Below are 16958 nucleotides of genomic sequence, written 5' to 3' on the forward strand. Positions count from 1 at the left end.
GGCGGCGGGCAGACGTCAGTGCTGTTCGGCCGCGATGCCGTCGGCGACGGAGCGGGCGGTGGCGAGCATCTTCGCCCGGACCATCCGGGCGGAGGTCATCATCTCGTTCGCCGGCAGCGCGCAGGCGAGGACGACTCGACGTTCCATGTCCTTGTCGGGGCTGACCAGGACCGCGGCGCACGCCACCCCCTGGCGGAACTGCCCGAGCTCCAGCTGCATGCCGCGCCGGTCGCCGGCGGCCAGGTCGGCCTCGAACGTCTCCGAGCTGGTCAGGGTGGCGCTGGTGAACGGGCGCATGCCGTACTCGCGCAGGTAGCGGAACCGCTGCTCGGCGGTGAGCGTGGCGAGCAGGGACTTGCCGAGCGCGGTGGCGTGCGCCCCCTCGTCGAAGCCGGGAACCAGATCCTCCAGGTACGGGGAGCGCGGCCCCTCGGCGACCGCGGTGACCGCCACCTGGCCGCCGACGAACCGGCCGAGGTAGTGGCTGTAGCCGGTCTCCGAGGCGGCGCGGCGCAGGGTCTCACCGACGGCCGGCGGCCCGCGGAACGCCGCCACCAGCTCCCGGTAGCGGTCGGCGACCTCGAGCCCCACGATGTACGTGCCGTCCTCGCGACGGATGACGTACCCCTCGTAGGCCAGGGTGCGGACCAGGTGGTACGTGGTGGCGACGGTCAACTCGCACCGCCGGGCGATCTGCTTGACGGTCAGCCCTCTGGGGGCACGGCCGACCGATTCCAGCACTCGTAGCGCGCGGGAGACGCTACGGATCAGGTCCGAAGGTTCCGCCAGGGGGTCGCGCACAACCACCTCCGCCGCCGGGGACTTACACCATATGAAATTCGGAGCCGGTGCGAAACGACTGTTCGGGTCGAGGATGCCAGATCGTCATCAACGGAGTGTGTACTGGTGGCCACGATCCGTGGTTCACGGGCAGCTGGCGTAGGTTTGCCGGACGATGACCGAGATCGCCACCTCCCCCCTCACCGGCACCGCCCCCACCCGCCCCGTCCGGGCCAGCGCGAGTGCCATCGTCGTCACCATCGCCTGCGTCCTACCGGTCTTCCTGGTCGGCGGTCTCGCCGTACAGCTGGGCGAGGATCTGAGCTTCTCCCCGGCCGGGCTCGGTCTCGTGGTCTCCGTCTACTTCGGGGTGGGCGCGCTCGCGTCGGTGCCGTCCGGTGCCCTCGCCGAGCGGTACGGACCGGCGGTGGTGGCTCGCGCCGGCATCCTGCTCTCGACCGCCTGCCTGCTCGCCGTGGCGACGCTGGCCCGCTCGTACCCGGTCCTGCTCGGCCTGATGGCGGTCGGTGGTGTCGCCAACGCTCTCGGTCAGCTCGCCAGCAACGCCGCGCTCGCCCGGCACGTTCCGCCGCACCGGCAGGGGCTCTCGTTCGGGGTCAAGCAGGCGGCCATCCCGGTCTCCACGCTGCTGGCCGGGGCGGCCGTGCCGACGATCGCACTGACCGTCGGCTGGCGGTGGGCGTTCGTCGCCGCCGGCGGTGCCGCGCTGGCCACGTTGCTGGCCGTACCGGGGCGGGAGGGCCGCGGTTCGCGGCGGGCGGGCCGTACCCCTGCCGGTCGGGGCACCGGGGCCCTCGTGGTCATCGGGGTCGCCGCGACGCTCGCCGCGGGCGCGGCGAACGCGCTGGGCACCTTCGTGGTCGACTCCGCGGCCGGGCGCGGGCTGGCGCCGGCGCTGGCCGGGCTGACACTGACGCTCGGCAGCGCGGTCTGCGTCGTCGCTCGGATCGGCTCCGGGTGGCTGGCCGACCGCCGGTCCGGGGGGCACGTCGCCGTCATCGCGGCCATGTTGCTGGTGGGCGCGGGCGGGCTCGGTCTGCTCGCGGTGGGCGGTGTCGCGCCGCTGGTGGTGGGCGTGGTGCTCGGCTTCGGGCTCGGCTGGGCGTGGCCCGGGCTGCTGAACTTCGCGGTGGTCCGGCTGCACCCGCAGGCCCCGGCCGCCGCCACCTCGATCACCCAGACCGGGGTGTACGCGGGCGGCTGTCTCGGTCCGCTCGGCCTCGGTGCGATGGCCGCCCGGCTCGGCTACCCCGCGATGTGGGGCACGGCCGCCCTGTCGATGCTCGTCGCCGCCGCCCTCATGCTCACCGGCAGCCGCCTCCTGACCCGCCCCTGACCCGGCCGCCTCGAGAATCGTTGATCAAGAGGATCGCGTCATCGTCGGCCCGATCCCTGACGCAAATCTCTTGATCACCGTGACGAACCGGGGGGGTTAGCTGGTGCGGTCGGCTACGAAGTCGCAGAGGGATTCGAGAGCGCGGCGGGCCGGGTTCTCGGGCAGGGGCGCGAGCTTCGCGCGGGCGTCCTCCGCGTAGCTGCGTACCGTCTCCCGGGCCCGCTTCATCGCCGGGCTCTCCCGAAGCAGACCGAGCGCCTCGGCGTGCAGGTCGTCGTCGGTCACCGCGCCGGCGCCGAGGATCTCCCGCAGCCGGACGGAGGCGGCGTCGGAGTCGTCCCCCGCGCGGGCGTAGAGCACCGGCAGGGTCGGTACGCCCTCCCGCAGGTCGGTGCCGGGAGTCTTGCCGGACTGGACCGACTCGGACGCGATGTCGAGCAGGTCGTCGGAGAGCTGGAAGGCGACGCCGATCGTCTCGCCGTAGCCGGCCAGCGCCTCGGTGTGCTCAGGGGACGCACCGCCGAAGAGGCCGCCGAAGCGGGTCGAGGTGGCGATCAGCGAACCCGTCTTCCCGGCGATCACCTCGAGGTAGTGCGCCACCGGGTCCTCACCGGGGCGGGGCCCGACGGTCTCGGCGATCTGCCCGTGCACCAACTGCGAGAAGGTGCGCGCCTGCAGGCGTACCGCCTCGGTGCCCAGGTCGGCGGCGACGTCGGCGGCCCGCGCGAAGAGGTAGTCGCCGACCAGGATCGCCACCGAGTTGGTCCACCGGGAGTTGGCGCTCTGCGCGCCCCGGCGCACGGCCGCCTCGTCCATCACGTCGTCGTGGTAGAGCGTCGCCAGGTGGGTGAGTTCCATCACCACCGCCGCCGGTACGACCGGCGCGGCGGCCGGGTCACCGAACTGGGCCCCGAGCGCCACCAGCAGCGGCCGGAACCGTTTGCCGCCGGCCTCGACCAGATGCCGGGCGGCCTCCGTGACGAACGGGTCGGCGCTGGCGACGGTCGACCGCAGCTCGGTCTCGACGGCCTCCAGCACAGCCAGCACGGACTCCTCGAGGCGGGGATCGGCAAGGTAGAGGCCGAGTTCCCCGAACTGACCCGCGCCACGCCGGTTCCGGCGGACGCCGGAGCCGGTGGCACCTGTACCCTCGCCAGCCGGTTTCACCACGGTTCAACCATGCCACACGCGTTCGACCAGCCCCGGGCCGGGGATGCATGCGCCGAGGAGCAGCGACCAGGCCCGTCCAGCGGTGGGCACGGATGCACGAAGGCCGGTACGTCGTGGCGTACCGGCCTTCGGGTGGAGCTTTTCGTCATCTGACGAATTCGGCGGCTCCGGTGGCCAGGTCGAGCAGCGGCGCCGGGGCGACACCGAGGACCAGAGTGGCCACCACGCCGATCATCAGCGCCGCCGCGGTGAGCCCACCCGGCACCGCGACCGTCGGGGTGGACTCGCCGGGCTCGGAGAGCCACATCATCACCACGACCCGCAGGTACGGGAACGCCAGCACCATGCTGGTCAGCACACCGGCGATCACCAGCCAGGCCCGCCCCTCGGCCAGCGCCGGCCCGAAGATCGCGAACTTGCTGGTGAAGCCGCTCGTCAACGGGATGCCGGCGAAGGCGAGCAGGATGAACGTGAACACGCTCGCGAAGAACGGTGAGCGTCGTCCCAGCCCGGCCCAGCGGGACAGGTGGGTGGCCTCCCCGTCGCCGTCGCGAACCAGGGTCACCACGGCGAACGCGGCGAGCACCGAGAAGCCGTACGCGACGAGGTAGAACATCGTGCCGGAGAGCCCGTCCTTCGACGGCGCGAGCACGCCCACCAGCAGGTAGCCGGCGTTGGCGATGGAGGAGTACGCGAGCAGCCGCTTGATGTCGGTCTGGGTCACGGCGAGCACCGCGCCGACCAGCATGGTCAGCACCGCCACGACGCCGAGAACCGGGGCGAAGTCCCAGCTGGCGCTGGCGAACGCCACCTGGAAGACCCGGAGCAGGGCACCGAAGGCGGCGACCTTGGTGCAGGCGGCCATGAACCCGGTGACCGGGGTCGGCGCGCCCTGGTAGACGTCCGGCGTCCAGACGTGGAACGGCGCCGCGGCCGCCTTGAAGAGCAGCCCGATGGCGAGCAGCGCCATTCCGGCGAAGAGCAGCACCCGGCTGGCCGGCGACTCGTTCACCGCCGCGTTGATGGTGGCGAAGTCGACCCCGGCCGACCGGCCCGGGATGCCGGAGGTGAAGCCGTAGATCAGCGCGACGCCGAAGAGGAAGAACGCCGAGGCGTACGCGCCGAGCATGAAGTACTTCAGCGCCGCTTCCTGGCTGAGCAGCCGGCGGCGTCGGGCCAGCGCGCAGAGCAGGTAGAGCGGCAGCGAGAAGACCTCGAGGGCGATGAACATGGTGAGCAGGTCGTTCGCCGCCACGAAGATCAGCATGCCGCCGATGGCGAACGTGACGAGCGGGTACACCTCGGTGGCGCCGTCGGCGCCCTCGGCCTGCCGCCGGTCCTCGGGCGACTCGGCGGTGACCGCCGCGTGCGCCACGAAGGCGCCGCCGCGCTCCACCACCCGCTCACCGATGAGCAGCAGCGCCATCGCGGCGAGCACCAGGATCCCGCCCTGGAGGAAGAGCGCCGGCCCGTCCACGGCGATCGCCGAGCCGGCCGTGATCAGCCGGTCGTCGCTGTTGAGCACCACCATGGTCAGCGCGGCGAGCACCGCGAGCAGGGCCAGCGACAGCTGCACCAGGTGCCGCCTGTGCCGGGGCACGAACGCCTCGACCAGGACACCGAGCAGCGCGGCCCCCAACATGATCAGGATCGGGGCGAGCGCCGCGTAGTCGATCGACGGCAGCTTCAGTTCACTCACCGGGCCAACCTTCCGTTCGCGACTGGGTCGCCGTCTGCTCGCGCCTGCGGGGCTCGCACCGCCCGCGCCTCGCGCCCGTGCCTGGGCTCGCTCACGATCGCTCGTTCAGCCTTCCCGCTCACCGGCCGGCCTCCTGGACGGTGGTGACCACCGACGGGGCGGGGTCGGTCTTGCCGATGTCGTCCATGGTCGCCTGGACGGCGGGGTTGATCACGTCGGTGACCGGCTTCGGGTAGAAGCCCAGCACCACGATCAGCGCGATCAGTGGCGCGATCACCACCTTCTCGCGCAGGTTGAGGTCACGCCGCATCCCGTCGATCTGGGTCAGTGCCGGGTTGAGCGTGCCCTGCGTGGTGCGCTGCACCATCCACAGCACGTACGCCGCCGCCAGGATGATGCCGAGGGTGGCGATCACCGCGACCGGCTTGTTCACCGTGAACGAGCCGACCAGCACCAGGAACTCGGAGACGAAGGGCGCGGTGCCGGGCAGCGCCAGCGACGCCAGACCGGCGAAGAAGAGCACCCCGGCGAGCACCGGGACCAGCTTGCCGGCCCCACCGAAGTCGCTGATCAGCGACGAGCCCCGGCGCGCGATCAGCATGCCCACCACCAGGAAGAGCAGGCCGGTGGCGAGGCCGTGGTTGACCATGTAGAGCACCGCGCCGGTGCCGGCCTGGGTGGTGAAGGCGAAGATGCCCACGCCGATGAAGCCGAAGTGCGCGATCGAGGTGTACGACACCAACCGCTTCAGGTCGTTCTGCCCGACCGCGAGGAGCGCGGCGTAGATGATGCCGATCAGCGCCAACGCGAGCGCCCACGGCGCGAACCACTTGGCCGCGTCGGGGAAGAGCGGCAGGCAGTACCGCAGGATGCCGAAGGTGCCGACCTTGTCGAGCACGCCGACCAGCAGCGCCGCCGCGCCGGCCGGCGCTGCGCCACCGGCGTCCGGCAGCCAGGTGTGGAACGGGAAGAACGGCGCCTTGATCGCGAACGCGACGAAGAAGCCGAGGAAGAGCCAGCGCTCGGTGCCGGTGGAGATGTCCACCTGCGACAGCGCCTGCCAGTCGAAGGTCTTGCCGCCGACCACCCAGAGGCCGATCACCGCGGCGAGCATGAAGAGGCCGCCGACCAGCGAGTAGAGGAAGAACTTCACCGCCGCGTACTGCCGCTGGTGGCCGCCGTAGCTGCCGATGAGGAAGTACATCGGCACCAGCATGACCTCGAAGAACACGTAGAAGAGGAAGACGTCGGCGGCGGCGAAGACGCCGATCATCGTGCACTCGAGGACGAGCAGCAGCGCGAAGTAGGTGGGCACCGAGCGCTTCGACGACTCAGCGTCGTGCCAGGACGCGAGGATCACCAGCGGCACCAGCACCGCGATCAGCATCAGCATGACCAGCGCGATGCCGTCGGCGGCGAAGGTGAAGTGGACGCCCCAGTTCGGGATCCACGGGTACGACTCGCGGAACTGGAAGCGGTCACCGTCGACCTGGAAGGCGATCCACATCAGCACCGAGAGCACCAGCACCAGCAGCGACCAGCCGAACGCCACCTGCTTGGCCAGGTCCGGCCGCCGGCGTGGCAGCAGGGCGACCACGAGGGCACCCACCAGCGGCGCCACGGTCAGCACCGAGAGGAACGGGAAGTTGGACATTATGCGGCCTTACCTCCGTCGTCACTGCGTGGTCCGCCGGCGGGGGCGGCCGGGAAGAGGTCGATCACGCCAGCCACCCCGCCTGTACGGCCAGGAACGCCGCCACCACGAGCAGCGCGCCGGTCAGGATCGAGGTCGCGTACGACCGGACGAAGCCGGTCTGCAGCCGCCGGAGCCGGCCGGAACCACCGCCGACCGCGGCGGCGAGGCCGTTGACCAGCCCGTCCACGCCCCGGTTGTCCAGGAAGACCAGCGCCCGGGTGAGGAAGATGCCCGGCTTCTCGAAGACCGTCTCGTTGAAGGCGTCCGTGTAGAGGTTGCGGCGGGCGGCGGTGACCAGCACCCCGGCCGGCTGCGGTGCGGTGGCCGTACCGCGCCGGAAGAGGAACCAGGCCAGCCCGGCGCCGAGCACGGTCACCAGCAGCGAGAGGGTGGTGATCACGAGGTGCGGCAGGACCGTCTCGTGCTCCGCGTGCTCCCCGCCGAGGCCCGCGGTCGCGGTCAGCCAGTCCGGCACCGAGGTGGAGAGCAGGAAGCCCGCCCCGATCGAGCCGATCGCCAGCAGGATCAGCGGGACGGTCATCAGCTTCGGGGACTCGTGCGGGTGCTCGATCTCCTCGGTCCAGCGCTTGGGCCCGTGGAAGGTGAGCACGAAGAGCCGGGTCATGTAGAACGCGGTCAGCCCCGCGCCGAGCAGCGCGGCCCCACCGAAGAGCCAGGCCGTCCAGTCCTCCCGACCGAACGCGGCCGCGATGATCGGCTCCTTCGAGAAGTAGCCCGACAGCGGCGGGATGCCGATGATGGCCAGCCAGCCCATCATGAACGTGATCCAGGTGATCCTCATGTGCTTGGCGAGCCCGCCGAAGCGGCGGATGTCCACCTGGTCCTTCATCCCGTGCATGACCGAACCGGCGCCGAGGAACATGTTGGCCTTGAAGAAGCCGTGCGCCAGCAGGTGGATGATGGCCAGCGCGTACGCCCCACCGCCGAGGCCGACGCCGAGGAACATGTAGCCGATCTGGCTCACCGTCGACCAGGCGAGCACCCGCTTGATGTCGTCCTTGGCCGCGCCGATGATGCAGCCCATCAGCAGGGTCAGCGCGCCGACGCTCACCACCACGAGCTGGAGCGTCGTGTTCGCCGAGAAGACCGGGTTGGAGCGGGCGATCAGGTAGACGCCCGCGGTGACCATGGTGGCCGCGTGGATGAGCGCCGACACCGGGGTCGGGCCCTCCATCGCGTCCGGCAGCCACGCCTGGAGCGGGAACTGGCCGGACTTGCCGGCCGCGCCGAGCAGGAGCAGCAGGCCGAGCACGAGCACGGTGCCGCCGGTCAGCGCGCCGACGTTCGAGAAGACCTCGTCGTACTGGGTGGTGCCGAGGGTGGCGAACATGATGAAGATCGCGATGGCCAGACCGGCGTCACCGACCCGGTTCATCAGGAACGCCTTCTTGCCGGCGGTGGCCGCGCTCGGCCGGTCCTGCCAGAAGGAGATCAGCAGGTACGACGCCAGACCGACGCCCTCCCAGCCGACGTAGAGCATCACGTAGTTGTTGCCGAGCACCAGCAGCAGCATGGCGGCGACGAACAGGTTGAAGTAGCCGAAGAACCGCCGCCGGCCCCCGTCGTGCGACATGTACTCGACCGCGTAGAGGTGGATCAGGAAACCCACCCCGGTGATCAGCAGGACGAAGAGCGCGGAGAGCGGGTCGAAGAGCAGACCGAAGTCCACCCGGAGGTCGCCGACCGTGATGAAGTCCCAGAGGCTCAGCTCGACGGACTTGTTCTCCAGGCCGCGCAGCTGGAAGAACGACGCGAGGCCGAGCACGAACGACACACCGATCGCGCTCACCCCGAGCCAGTGCCCCCAGCGGTCGGCGCGCCGGCCGAGCAGCAGCAGGACCGCCGCGCTGACCAGCGGGATCGCCACCAGCAGCCAGACGCTGGTGAGCAGGCCGTCCGCCGTCGCGTACGTGACGGCCCCCGCCGGCTCCGCCGGGGCGTTCGTCAGTATCTCTCCCACCGCAGGCCCCTCTAGTACTTGAGCAGGTTGGCGTCGTCGACGCTCGCCGAGCGCCGGGTTCGGAAGATCGCCATGATGATCGCGAGGCCGACCACGACCTCGGCCGCGGCCACCACCATCACGAAGAACGCCATGATCTGGCCGTTGAGGTCACCGTTGATCCGGCTGAAGGTGACCAGCGTCAGGTTCGCCGCGTTGAGCATCAGCTCGACGCACATGAACAACACGATCGCGTTGCGGCGGATGAGCACCCCGGCCGCGCCGATGGTGAAGAGGATCGCCGCGAGCACGAGGTAGTAGTCGGGAGTCACTTTTCGGTGCCCTTCAGCGAGGTCTCCTGGGCGGTCAGCTCACGGACCGGCAGGATGTCCGGCGTGCTCCGCTCGCTGAGCCGGCCGTCCGGCAGCCGGGCCGGCGTGGCGACCGAGCTGCTGGTGGCGAAGACGCCCGGGCCGGGCTTCGGGCCGGGGTAGTTGCCGGGCCGGAAGCGCGCCTTCATGGTGGCGATCTGGTCCATCTTGTCCTGCTTGCGTCGCTCGACGTGCGCCAGCACCATCGCGCCGACGGCCGCCGTGATCAGCAGCGCCGAGGTCAGCTCGAAGGCGAAGACGTACTTGGTGAAGAGCAGCCGGGCGATGCCCTGGACGTTCCCCTCGGCGTTGGCCTGCGTCAGGCCGGCCGCCGTGGTGCCCTCCATCGCCCGGTAGACGCCGCCGCCGACCAGCCCGGCGAAGCCCAGGCCGAGCAGGATCGCTGCGGCCCGCTGCCCGCGCAGCGTCTCGATCAGCGAGTCGGACGCGTCCCGCCCGACCAGCATCAGCACGAAGAGGAAGAGCATCATGATCGCGCCGGTGTAGACGATGATCTGCACCATGCCGATGAACGGCCCGGCCTGGAGCACGTAGAAGACGCCCAGGCAGAGCATGGTCAGCACCAGCCAGAGCGCGGAGTGCACCGCGTTGCGGGCGGCCACCATCCCGATCGCGCCGATCAGCGCGAGCGGGGCGAGGATCCAGAAGGTGACCTGCTCGCCGCCGGACACCCCGCCCGCGGCGGCGAGCACCGTCTGCGTGGTCATGCCTTGTCCCCCTTGCCCGCGGCGGCCCGCTGGGCGTGCTGCTCCGCGCCAGGGAAGGTCACCCCGGGGTGCTCCTCCACCTGGTACCGGCCCGGGCTGTTGGCGGCGCGCTCCGCGCCGGCCGAGGTGCCCGGGTTGGTCAGGCTGCCGACGTAGTAGTCCTTCTCGCTCTCGCCGAGCCGCATCGCGTGCGGCGGCTGCTCCATGCCCGGCAGCAGCGGCGCGAGCAGCTGCTCCTTCGTGAAGATCAGATCCTGCCGGCTGTCCCGGGCCAGCTCGTACTCGTTGCTCATGGTCAACGAGCGGGTCGGGCAGGCCTCGATGCAGAGTCCGCAGAAGATGCACCGCGCGTAGTTGATCTGGTAGATGCTGGCGTACCGCTCACCCGGGGAGAAGCGCTGCTCCTCGGTGTTGTCGCCACCCTCCACGTAGATCGCGTCGGCCGGGCAGGCCCAGGCGCACAGCTCGCACCCGATGCACTTCTCCAACCCGTCCGGGTGCCGGTTCAGAATGTGCCGCCCGTGGTAGCGCGGCGCCGAGACCGGCGGCTTGAACGGGTAGTCGGTGGTGACCACCTTCCTGAACATGTGCGAGAAGGTGACCCCGAAGCCCTTGAACGTTCCGGTGATCGCGCCCACGTCACACCTCCCCTGACTCCGAGCCGGCGGTGACGTTCGCCGGCTCCCGCTCGGCGACCACGCGCCTGGTGCGCGGGCTCGGTGGGATCTGAAGGTCCAGCGGCGGCAGCGGGAAGCTGCCGTGCGGACGGTTGTTGACCTGCTCCTGGACGCTAACCTTCGGCCGCGGCTTCCGGCCGGGCCAGAGCAGCGTGACGAGCAGCAGTACGCCGGCCGGAATGCCGACCGCGATCAGCTTGCCCCGGGTGTCCCAGTCCTCGATCGACCGCAGGCCGCTGAGGACCAGGATCCAGACCAGGTTGATCGGCAGCAGCACCTTCCAGCCGAAGCGCATGAACTGGTCGTAGCGCAGCCGGGGCAGCGTGCCGCGGAGCCAGACGAAGACGAAGACCAGCGCGATGACCTTGCCGAAGAACCAGAGCATCGGCCACCAACCGGAGTTGGCGCCCTCCCAGAGCGTGATCGGCCAGGGTGCCCGCCAGCCGCCGAGGAAGAGCGTCGTGGTGACCGCGGACATGGTCACCATCGAGACGTACTCGGAGAGCATGAAGAGCGCGAACTTCAGCGAGCTGTACTCGGTCATGAAGCCCGCCACCAGCTCGGACTCCGCCTCGGGCAGGTCGAACGGTGCGCGGTTGGTCTCGCCGACGGTGGCGATGAAGAAGATGACGAAGCTCGGCAGCAGCAGGATCGCGTACCAGCCCGGCGCGGGGATGTCGGTGCCGAACAGGGTCAGCTGCGTGGCGTCGCCCTGCGCGGCGACGATCCCGCTGGTGCTCATGGTGCCGGCCGTCATGAAGACCGCCACGATGCTCAGCCCCATCGCGACCTCGTACGAGATCATCTGGGCGCTGGAGCGCAGACCGCCGAGCAGCGGGTAGGTGGATCCGGAGGCCCAGCCGCCAAGCACGATGCCGTAGATGCCCATGGACGAGCAGGCCAGCAGCACCAGCACCGCCACCGAGACGTCGGTGACCTGCAGCGGCGTCCAGTGGCCGAAGATGCTCACCATCGGGCCGAACGGCACCACCGAGAGCGCGGTGACCGCGCAGATCACCGAGATCGTCGGGGCGAAGAAGAAGACGACCTTGTCGGCGGCGCGCGGGAGGATGTCCTCCTTGAAGGCCATCTTCAGGCCGTCGGCCAGGGTCTGCAGCAGGCCGAGCGGGCCGACCTGGTTGGGGCCGGGCCGCACCTGCATGTAGCCGACCACGCGCCGCTCGAACCAGACGCCGAGCAGGGTGGCCAGCACCGCGAAGACGAAGGCGAAGACGATCTTGATGAGGACCAGCCACCACGGATCCCGGCCGAAGTCGGCCAGGGTCGGGTCCTGGGCCAGGTAGACCGCGTTCATCGTGCCCACCTTTCGTTCGCGACTGCGGGGCTCACTCGCGCGCTCCTCGCGCTCACTGGGCACCCCCGGAGTTGAGCAGCGGGCCCGGGACGCCGGCCTCGTCCGCCGCCGACCGGCCGGCCGGCACGGCCGCCGTCGGGGCCGGAACGGAGATCCGGACCACCCGGCCGGAGAGCGCGCCGAGGCTGCGCCGGACGGTCGCGCCGGGCGAGTTCGTGGGCACCCAGACCACCCCGTCCGGCATCTCGGTGATGGCGGCCGGCAGCGTCACCGCGCCCCGGTCCGTCCCGACCGTCACCGCGTCGCCGTCCGCGACCCCCAGCGCCTCGGCGGTGCCCTTGCCCAGCCGCACCAGCGGCGGGCGGGCGGTGCCGACGAGGTGCTCGTCGCCGTCGAGGAGGCTGCCCAGGTCGATCAGCTGGTGCCAGGTGGCGAGCACCGCCTCGCCGGCGCCCGGCTGCGGCACGGCCGCCGGCTCCACCGACGGGGCGGCGGGGCGGGCCGTCCGGGTGGGCGGCAGCGAGCCCAGCTCGCGGCGGATGCTGAGCACGTCTCCGGTGCCGAGCCGCACGTCGAGCTGCGCGGCGAGCGCATCCAGCACCCGGCCATCGGTCATCGCGGCGGTCTGCAGCACCGCCTCGAAGGTGCGCAGCCGCCCCTCCCAGTCGACGAAGCTGCCCGCCTTCTCATCCACCGGGGCGACCGGGAAGACCACGTCGGCCCGGCGGGTCACCGCGCTGCCGCGCAGCTCCAGGCTCACCAGGAACGGCACCTGCTCCAGGGCCTGCTCGGCGAGGCGCGGATCGGCCAGGTCGGCCGGGTCGACCCCGGCGACCACCAGGGCGCCGAGCCGACCGTTCGCGGCCGCCGTGAGGATGCCGTCGGTGTCCCGACCGGCCTGGCTCGGGATGACCCCGGCCGCGATGTCCCACGCCTCACCCAGCTCGGCACGGGCCGCCGGCTCGGTGACCAGGCGACCACCGGGGAGCAGGTTCGGCAGGCAGCCGGCGTCGACCGCGCCGCGGTCACCCGCGCGCCGCGGCACCCAGGCCAGCTTGGCACCCGTACGCCGGGCGACGTCCGCGGCGGCGGAGAGGCCGCCCGGCACCTCGGCGAGCCGCTCACCCACGATCAGGATCGCGCCCTCGGCGCTCAGCGCCTCGGCGACAGTGGCGTGCTCGGCGAGCACGCTCGCCTCCTCGCCCGGCACCACCCGGGCCAGCTTGGCGCCGAGCTTCTCCAGGCCGCGGGTGGCGAACGGGGCGATCGCGTACACCCGGAGGCCGCCCTTGGTGTAGGCCTTGCGCAGCCGCAGGAAGAGAACCGGGCACTCCTCCTCCGGCTCGATGCCGACCAGCACCACCGCCGGCGCCTTCTCCACGTCGGCGTAGGTCACGTCGGTGACCCCGGCGACCGAGCTGGCCAGGAAGTCGGCCTCCTCGCGGGAGACCGGCCGGGCCCGGAAGTCGACGTCGTTGGTGTTGAGCGCGACCCGGGCGAACTTCGCGTACGCGTAGGCGTCCTCGACGGTCAACCGGCCGCCGGTGAGCACCGCGGCGCCCTGCCCGGAGTCCCGGGCGGCCCGCAGCCCCTCGGCGGCGACGGTGAGCGCCTCGCTCCAGGACGCCTCGCGCAGCTCACCGGTACGTGCGTCGCGGACCAGCGGCGTGCTGAGCCGGTCGTGCGCCCGGGTGTACTGGAAGCCCCACCGGCCCTTGTCGCAGTTCCACTCCTCGTTCACCGCCGGGTCGTCGCCGGCCAGCCGGCGCAGCACCTTGCCCCGCCGCCAGTCGGTGCGCTGGGCGCACCCGGCCGAGCAGTGCTCGCAGACGCTCGGGCTGGAGACCAGGTCGAACGGGCGGGCCCGGAACCGGTACTGGGCGCCGGTCAGCGCGCCGACCGGGCAGATCTGCACGGTGTTGCCGGAGAAGTAGGAGTTGAAGGGGACGTCACCGGCGTCGCCCTCCTCGCCGTACGCCTCGTCCCGGTAGATGTTGATCTCCTCGGCGGAGGACCGGTTCATCAGGTCGATGAACTTGTCCCCGGCGATCTCCTCGGAGAAGCGGGTGCACCGCTGGCAGAGCACGCAGCGCTCCCGGTCGAGCAGCACCTGGCTGCTGATCGGCAGCGGCTTCGGGTACTCCCGCTTGTGCTCGTGGAACCGGGAGTCGCTCCGCCCGGTGGACATCGCCTGGTTCTGCAGGGGGCACTCGCCGCCCTTGTCGCACATCGGGCAGTCGAGCGGGTGGTTGAGCAGCAGCAGCTCCATGACCCCCTCCTGCGCCTTCTTGGCGACCGGGGAGCTGAGCTGGGTGCGGACCACCATGCCGTCGGCGACGGTCTGGGTGCAGGAGGCGACCGGCTTGCGCTGCCCCTCCACCTCCACCAGGCACTGCCGGCACGCGCCGGCCGGGGCCAGCAGCGGGTGGTCGCAGAACCGGGGGATCTCGGTGCCCATCTGCTCGGCGACCCGGATCAGCAGCGCTCCCTTCGGAGCGGTGACCTCGACGCCGTCGATGGTGAGCGTGACGGTTTCCGGGGCCTTGACGACGTCAGTCATGTGCCGGCCTTTCACTCGCGACTGCGGGGCTCGCTCCGCTCGCTCCTCGCGCTCGCATCAGTGGGCTCCCACTAGCTGCTTGTCGGACAGCTTCGGCGCGGTGCGCCCCTCGATGTAGTCGAGGTAGTCCTGCTTGAAGTACTGCAGCGAGGAGGTCACCGAGCTGGTCGCGCCGTCACCCAGGCCGCAGAACGACCGGCCGAGGATGTTGTCGCAGGTGTCGAGCAGGGTGTCCAGGTCCTCGTGGGTGCCCTGGCCGGAGAGGATCCGCCGGTACACCCGGACCATCCAGTAGTTGCCCTCCCGGCACGGGGTGCACTTGCCGCACGACTCGTGGTGGTAGAACTCCAGCCACCGGTACGTCGCGTAGACCGGGCAGTCCTGGTCCGAGAAGATCTGGGTGGCCGTGGTGCCGAGGATCGAGCCCGCCGCCGCCACCGACTCGAAGTCCAGCGGCACGTCCAGGTGCTCGGCGGTGAGCAGCGGGGTCGAGGACCCGCCCGGGGTCCAGAACCTCAGATTGTGGCCGGGCTGCATCCCGCCGGCGAGTTCGAGCAGCTCCCGCAGCGTGACGCCCAACGAGCACTCGAACTGGCCCGGGTTGGCGACCCGGCCGGAGAGCGAGTAGATCATCGGGCCGGCGGACTTCTCCGTGCCCATCGTCTTCCACCAGGCGGCACCGCCCAGCACGATGTAGGGCACGCTCGCGATGGTGCCGACGTTGTTGACGACGGTCGGGCTCGCGTACAGGCCGTGGGTCGCCGGGAACGGCGGGCGGAGCCGAGGCTGGCCGCGGAAGCCCTCCAGCGAGTCCAGCAACGCGGTCTCCTCACCGCAGATGTACGCCCCGGCGCCCGAGTGCACCACCAACTCCAGGTCGAATCCGGAGCCGAGGATGTTCCGGCCGAGGTAGCCCTTGGCCTGTGCCTCCCGCACCGCGTTGCGCAGTCGCCGGGCGGCGTGCACCGCCTCACCCCGGATGTAGATGTACGCGCGGTTGGCCCGGATCGCGTACGAGGCGATGATGACGCCCTCGACCAGCGAGTGCGGATCGTGCGTCATCAACGGCAGGTCCTTGCAGGTGCCCGGCTCACCCTCGTCGGCGTTGACCACGAGGTAGTGCGGCTTGCCGTCCCCCTGCGGGATGAAGCCCCACTTGAGACCCGTGGGGAACCCGGCCCCGCCGCGACCCCGCAGCCCGGAGTCCTTGACCAACTGGATCAGGTCGTCCGGGTGGGACTTGAGCGCCTTGCGCAGCGCCGCGTAGCCGTCCAGCTTCTCGTAGGTGCCGATCCGCCAGGCGTCCGGCGAGAGCCAGCGCTTGGTCAGGACCGGGGTGAGCTTGGCCAGCGTCTCCGGCCGAGGAGTGGTCACTTCTGGACCCCCGTTTCGCTCGCGACCGCCGGGTCCGCGCCGTTCCCGCCGGCCCCGGCCTCCGCTTCCTTGAGATTGCGCTCCTGCGCCCCGGCGTCGTCGCCGGCGGGCTTGCCGTCACTGGCCGGCGGGTTGGCCGCCACCCCGGCAACCTCCGCCTCCTGCGCGTCACGCGGTGCCGGCGGCACCGAGTCGGCGGGCACCTTGGTGCCGGGCGCGTCCGGCACGGCCGTGGCCGCGTCGGGCTGCCGCGTCTCGGCGGTACGCACCTGCGGCGACTTGTCGTCCGGCGCTTTCACGTCCGGCGTGGTGCTGCCGGTCGCCCGCTCCGGCTGCGCCGGCTCGACCCCGGTGGGGGCCGAGGCGCCGTCGCCGCCCTTGACCGGGGCGTCGGGGGCCGACTTCGCGGCCGCGTCGGCCTTGGCCTTCTCCGCCGCCTCCGCCTTGGCCTTCGCCTCCGCGGCGACCCGGTCGGCTTCGGCCTTGCTCCGGATCGGCGTGTTCGGGTCGAAGCCCGGAGCCGAGATGCCGTGCTGCTGGGCGAGGCGGAGCCCGCGCAGGCTCGACTCGCCCGGGCCGCCGTCGGCGACCGCGCCCTCCCGCTCGTCGGCGAACCCGGCGAGCTGGACGGCCATCTCCTTGAGCGTGCAGAGCCGGGCGCCCCGCGTCGGCATCGGCCGGCCGCCGGCCCGCAGCTCGTCCACCACACCGACCGCGCCCCGCGGGTCGACGTTGTCGAAGAAGTCGTAGTTGACCGTCATGACCGGGCCGTAGTCGCAGGCCGCCAGGCACTCGGCGTGCTCCAGGGTGATCTTCCCGTCGGCGGTGGTCTCGTCGTGCCCGACGCCGAGGTGCTCGGCGAGGGTGTCGTAGACGTCCTGGCCGCCGAGCACGTTGCACATCGTGTTGGTGCAGACGCTGACCAGGTAGTCACCGGTCGGCTTGCGCTTGTACATCGTGTAGAAGGTGGCCACCGCGCCGACCTGGGCCTTGTTGAGGCCCAGCACCTCGGCGCAGAACTCCACGCCGGCCGGGGAGACGTAACCCTCCTCGGCCTGCACCAGATGCAGCAGCGGCAGCAGCGCCGAGCGGGACCGGTCAGCCGGATAGCGGGAGACGATCTCCCTCGCCCGCTCGCGGGTCTGTTCGGTGAAGACAGTCATCAGCGCCGCCCTTCGTTCGCGACTGCGTGATCCTCTGCCCGCGACTGCGGGGCTCGCTCCGCTCGCTCCTCGCGCGGGCGGCTGGGGCTCGCAAGCTCACTCCTCGCG

The 16958-nt window shown here is 71.3% G+C and carries 13 protein-coding genes; 1 reads left to right on the plus strand and 12 read right to left on the minus strand.

Annotation, left to right across the window (positions count from 1 at the left end; translation table 11 throughout):
* Window positions 1-15: 15 nt before the first annotated feature.
* Complete coding sequence (locus D7147_RS03230) at window positions 16-801, minus strand: IclR family transcriptional regulator (RefSeq protein WP_120673707.1); 786 nt, start codon at window positions 799-801, stop codon at window positions 16-18.
* Window positions 802-955: 154 nt separating this feature from the next.
* Between D7147_RS03230 and D7147_RS03235 the strand changes: the two genes are divergently transcribed.
* Complete coding sequence (locus tag D7147_RS03235) at window positions 956-2137, plus strand: MFS transporter (RefSeq protein ID WP_120673708.1); 1182 nt, start codon at window positions 956-958, stop codon at window positions 2135-2137.
* A gap of 96 nt (window positions 2138-2233) precedes the next feature.
* Here D7147_RS03235 and D7147_RS03240 read toward each other — a convergent pair whose 3' ends face one another.
* From D7147_RS03240 to nuoE, 11 genes are all read right to left on the minus strand, one after another.
* Window positions 2234-3307 (minus strand): polyprenyl synthetase family protein, encoded by a 1074-nt coding sequence (locus D7147_RS03240; RefSeq protein WP_120673709.1) that lies wholly within the window; start codon window positions 3305-3307, stop codon window positions 2234-2236.
* Between the two features lie 145 nt (window positions 3308-3452).
* Window positions 3453-5006: an NADH-quinone oxidoreductase subunit NuoN gene (gene nuoN, locus D7147_RS03245; protein ID WP_120673710.1), complete on the minus strand. Its 1554-nt coding sequence runs from the start codon at window positions 5004-5006 to the stop codon at window positions 3453-3455.
* A gap of 118 nt (window positions 5007-5124) precedes the next feature.
* Window positions 5125-6660, minus strand: coding sequence for an NADH-quinone oxidoreductase subunit M (locus D7147_RS03250; RefSeq protein WP_120673711.1), 1536 nt, complete (start codon window positions 6658-6660; stop codon window positions 5125-5127).
* Between the two features lie 64 nt (window positions 6661-6724).
* Window positions 6725-8683 (minus strand): NADH-quinone oxidoreductase subunit L, encoded by a 1959-nt coding sequence (gene nuoL, locus D7147_RS03255; protein WP_120673712.1) that lies wholly within the window; start codon window positions 8681-8683, stop codon window positions 6725-6727.
* Between the two features lie 11 nt (window positions 8684-8694).
* Window positions 8695-8994 (minus strand): NADH-quinone oxidoreductase subunit NuoK, encoded by a 300-nt coding sequence (gene nuoK / locus D7147_RS03260; protein WP_076469149.1) that lies wholly within the window; start codon window positions 8992-8994, stop codon window positions 8695-8697.
* Window positions 8991-9761 carry an NADH-quinone oxidoreductase subunit J gene (locus D7147_RS03265; protein ID WP_120673713.1) on the minus strand — a complete coding sequence of 257 codons (771 nt, stop codon included), beginning with the start codon at window positions 9759-9761 and terminating at the stop codon, window positions 8991-8993. Before D7147_RS03265 ends, nuoK begins: the two co-directional genes overlap by 4 nt.
* On the minus strand, window positions 9758-10399 hold the full coding sequence (nuoI, locus tag D7147_RS03270; RefSeq protein WP_120673714.1) for an NADH-quinone oxidoreductase subunit NuoI: 642 nt from the start codon (window positions 10397-10399) through the stop codon (window positions 9758-9760). Before nuoI ends, D7147_RS03265 begins: the two co-directional genes overlap by 4 nt.
* A 1-nt stretch (window position 10400) precedes the next feature.
* Window positions 10401-11753, minus strand: coding sequence for an NADH-quinone oxidoreductase subunit NuoH (gene nuoH / locus D7147_RS03275; RefSeq protein WP_120673715.1), 1353 nt, complete (start codon window positions 11751-11753; stop codon window positions 10401-10403).
* A 52-nt stretch (window positions 11754-11805) separates the two neighbouring features.
* A complete protein-coding gene (locus D7147_RS03280; protein WP_120673716.1) occupies window positions 11806-14313 on the minus strand; it encodes an NADH-quinone oxidoreductase subunit G in 2508 nt (835 codons plus the stop codon).
* Window positions 14314-14370: 57 nt separating this feature from the next.
* Window positions 14371-15687: an NADH-quinone oxidoreductase subunit NuoF gene (nuoF, locus tag D7147_RS03285; RefSeq protein WP_120673717.1), complete on the minus strand. Its 1317-nt coding sequence runs from the start codon at window positions 15685-15687 to the stop codon at window positions 14371-14373.
* The gene (gene nuoE / locus D7147_RS03290; RefSeq protein WP_120673718.1) at window positions 15684-16850 is read right to left on the minus strand and encodes an NADH-quinone oxidoreductase subunit NuoE; all 1167 of its coding nucleotides are present in this window, start codon (window positions 16848-16850) and stop codon (window positions 15684-15686) included. Before nuoE ends, nuoF begins: the two co-directional genes overlap by 4 nt.
* Window positions 16851-16958: the final 108 nt, after the last annotated feature.

Source organism: Micromonospora musae, assembly GCF_003626545.1.
Taxonomy (GTDB): Bacteria; Actinomycetota; Actinomycetes; order Mycobacteriales; family Micromonosporaceae; genus Micromonospora; species Micromonospora musae.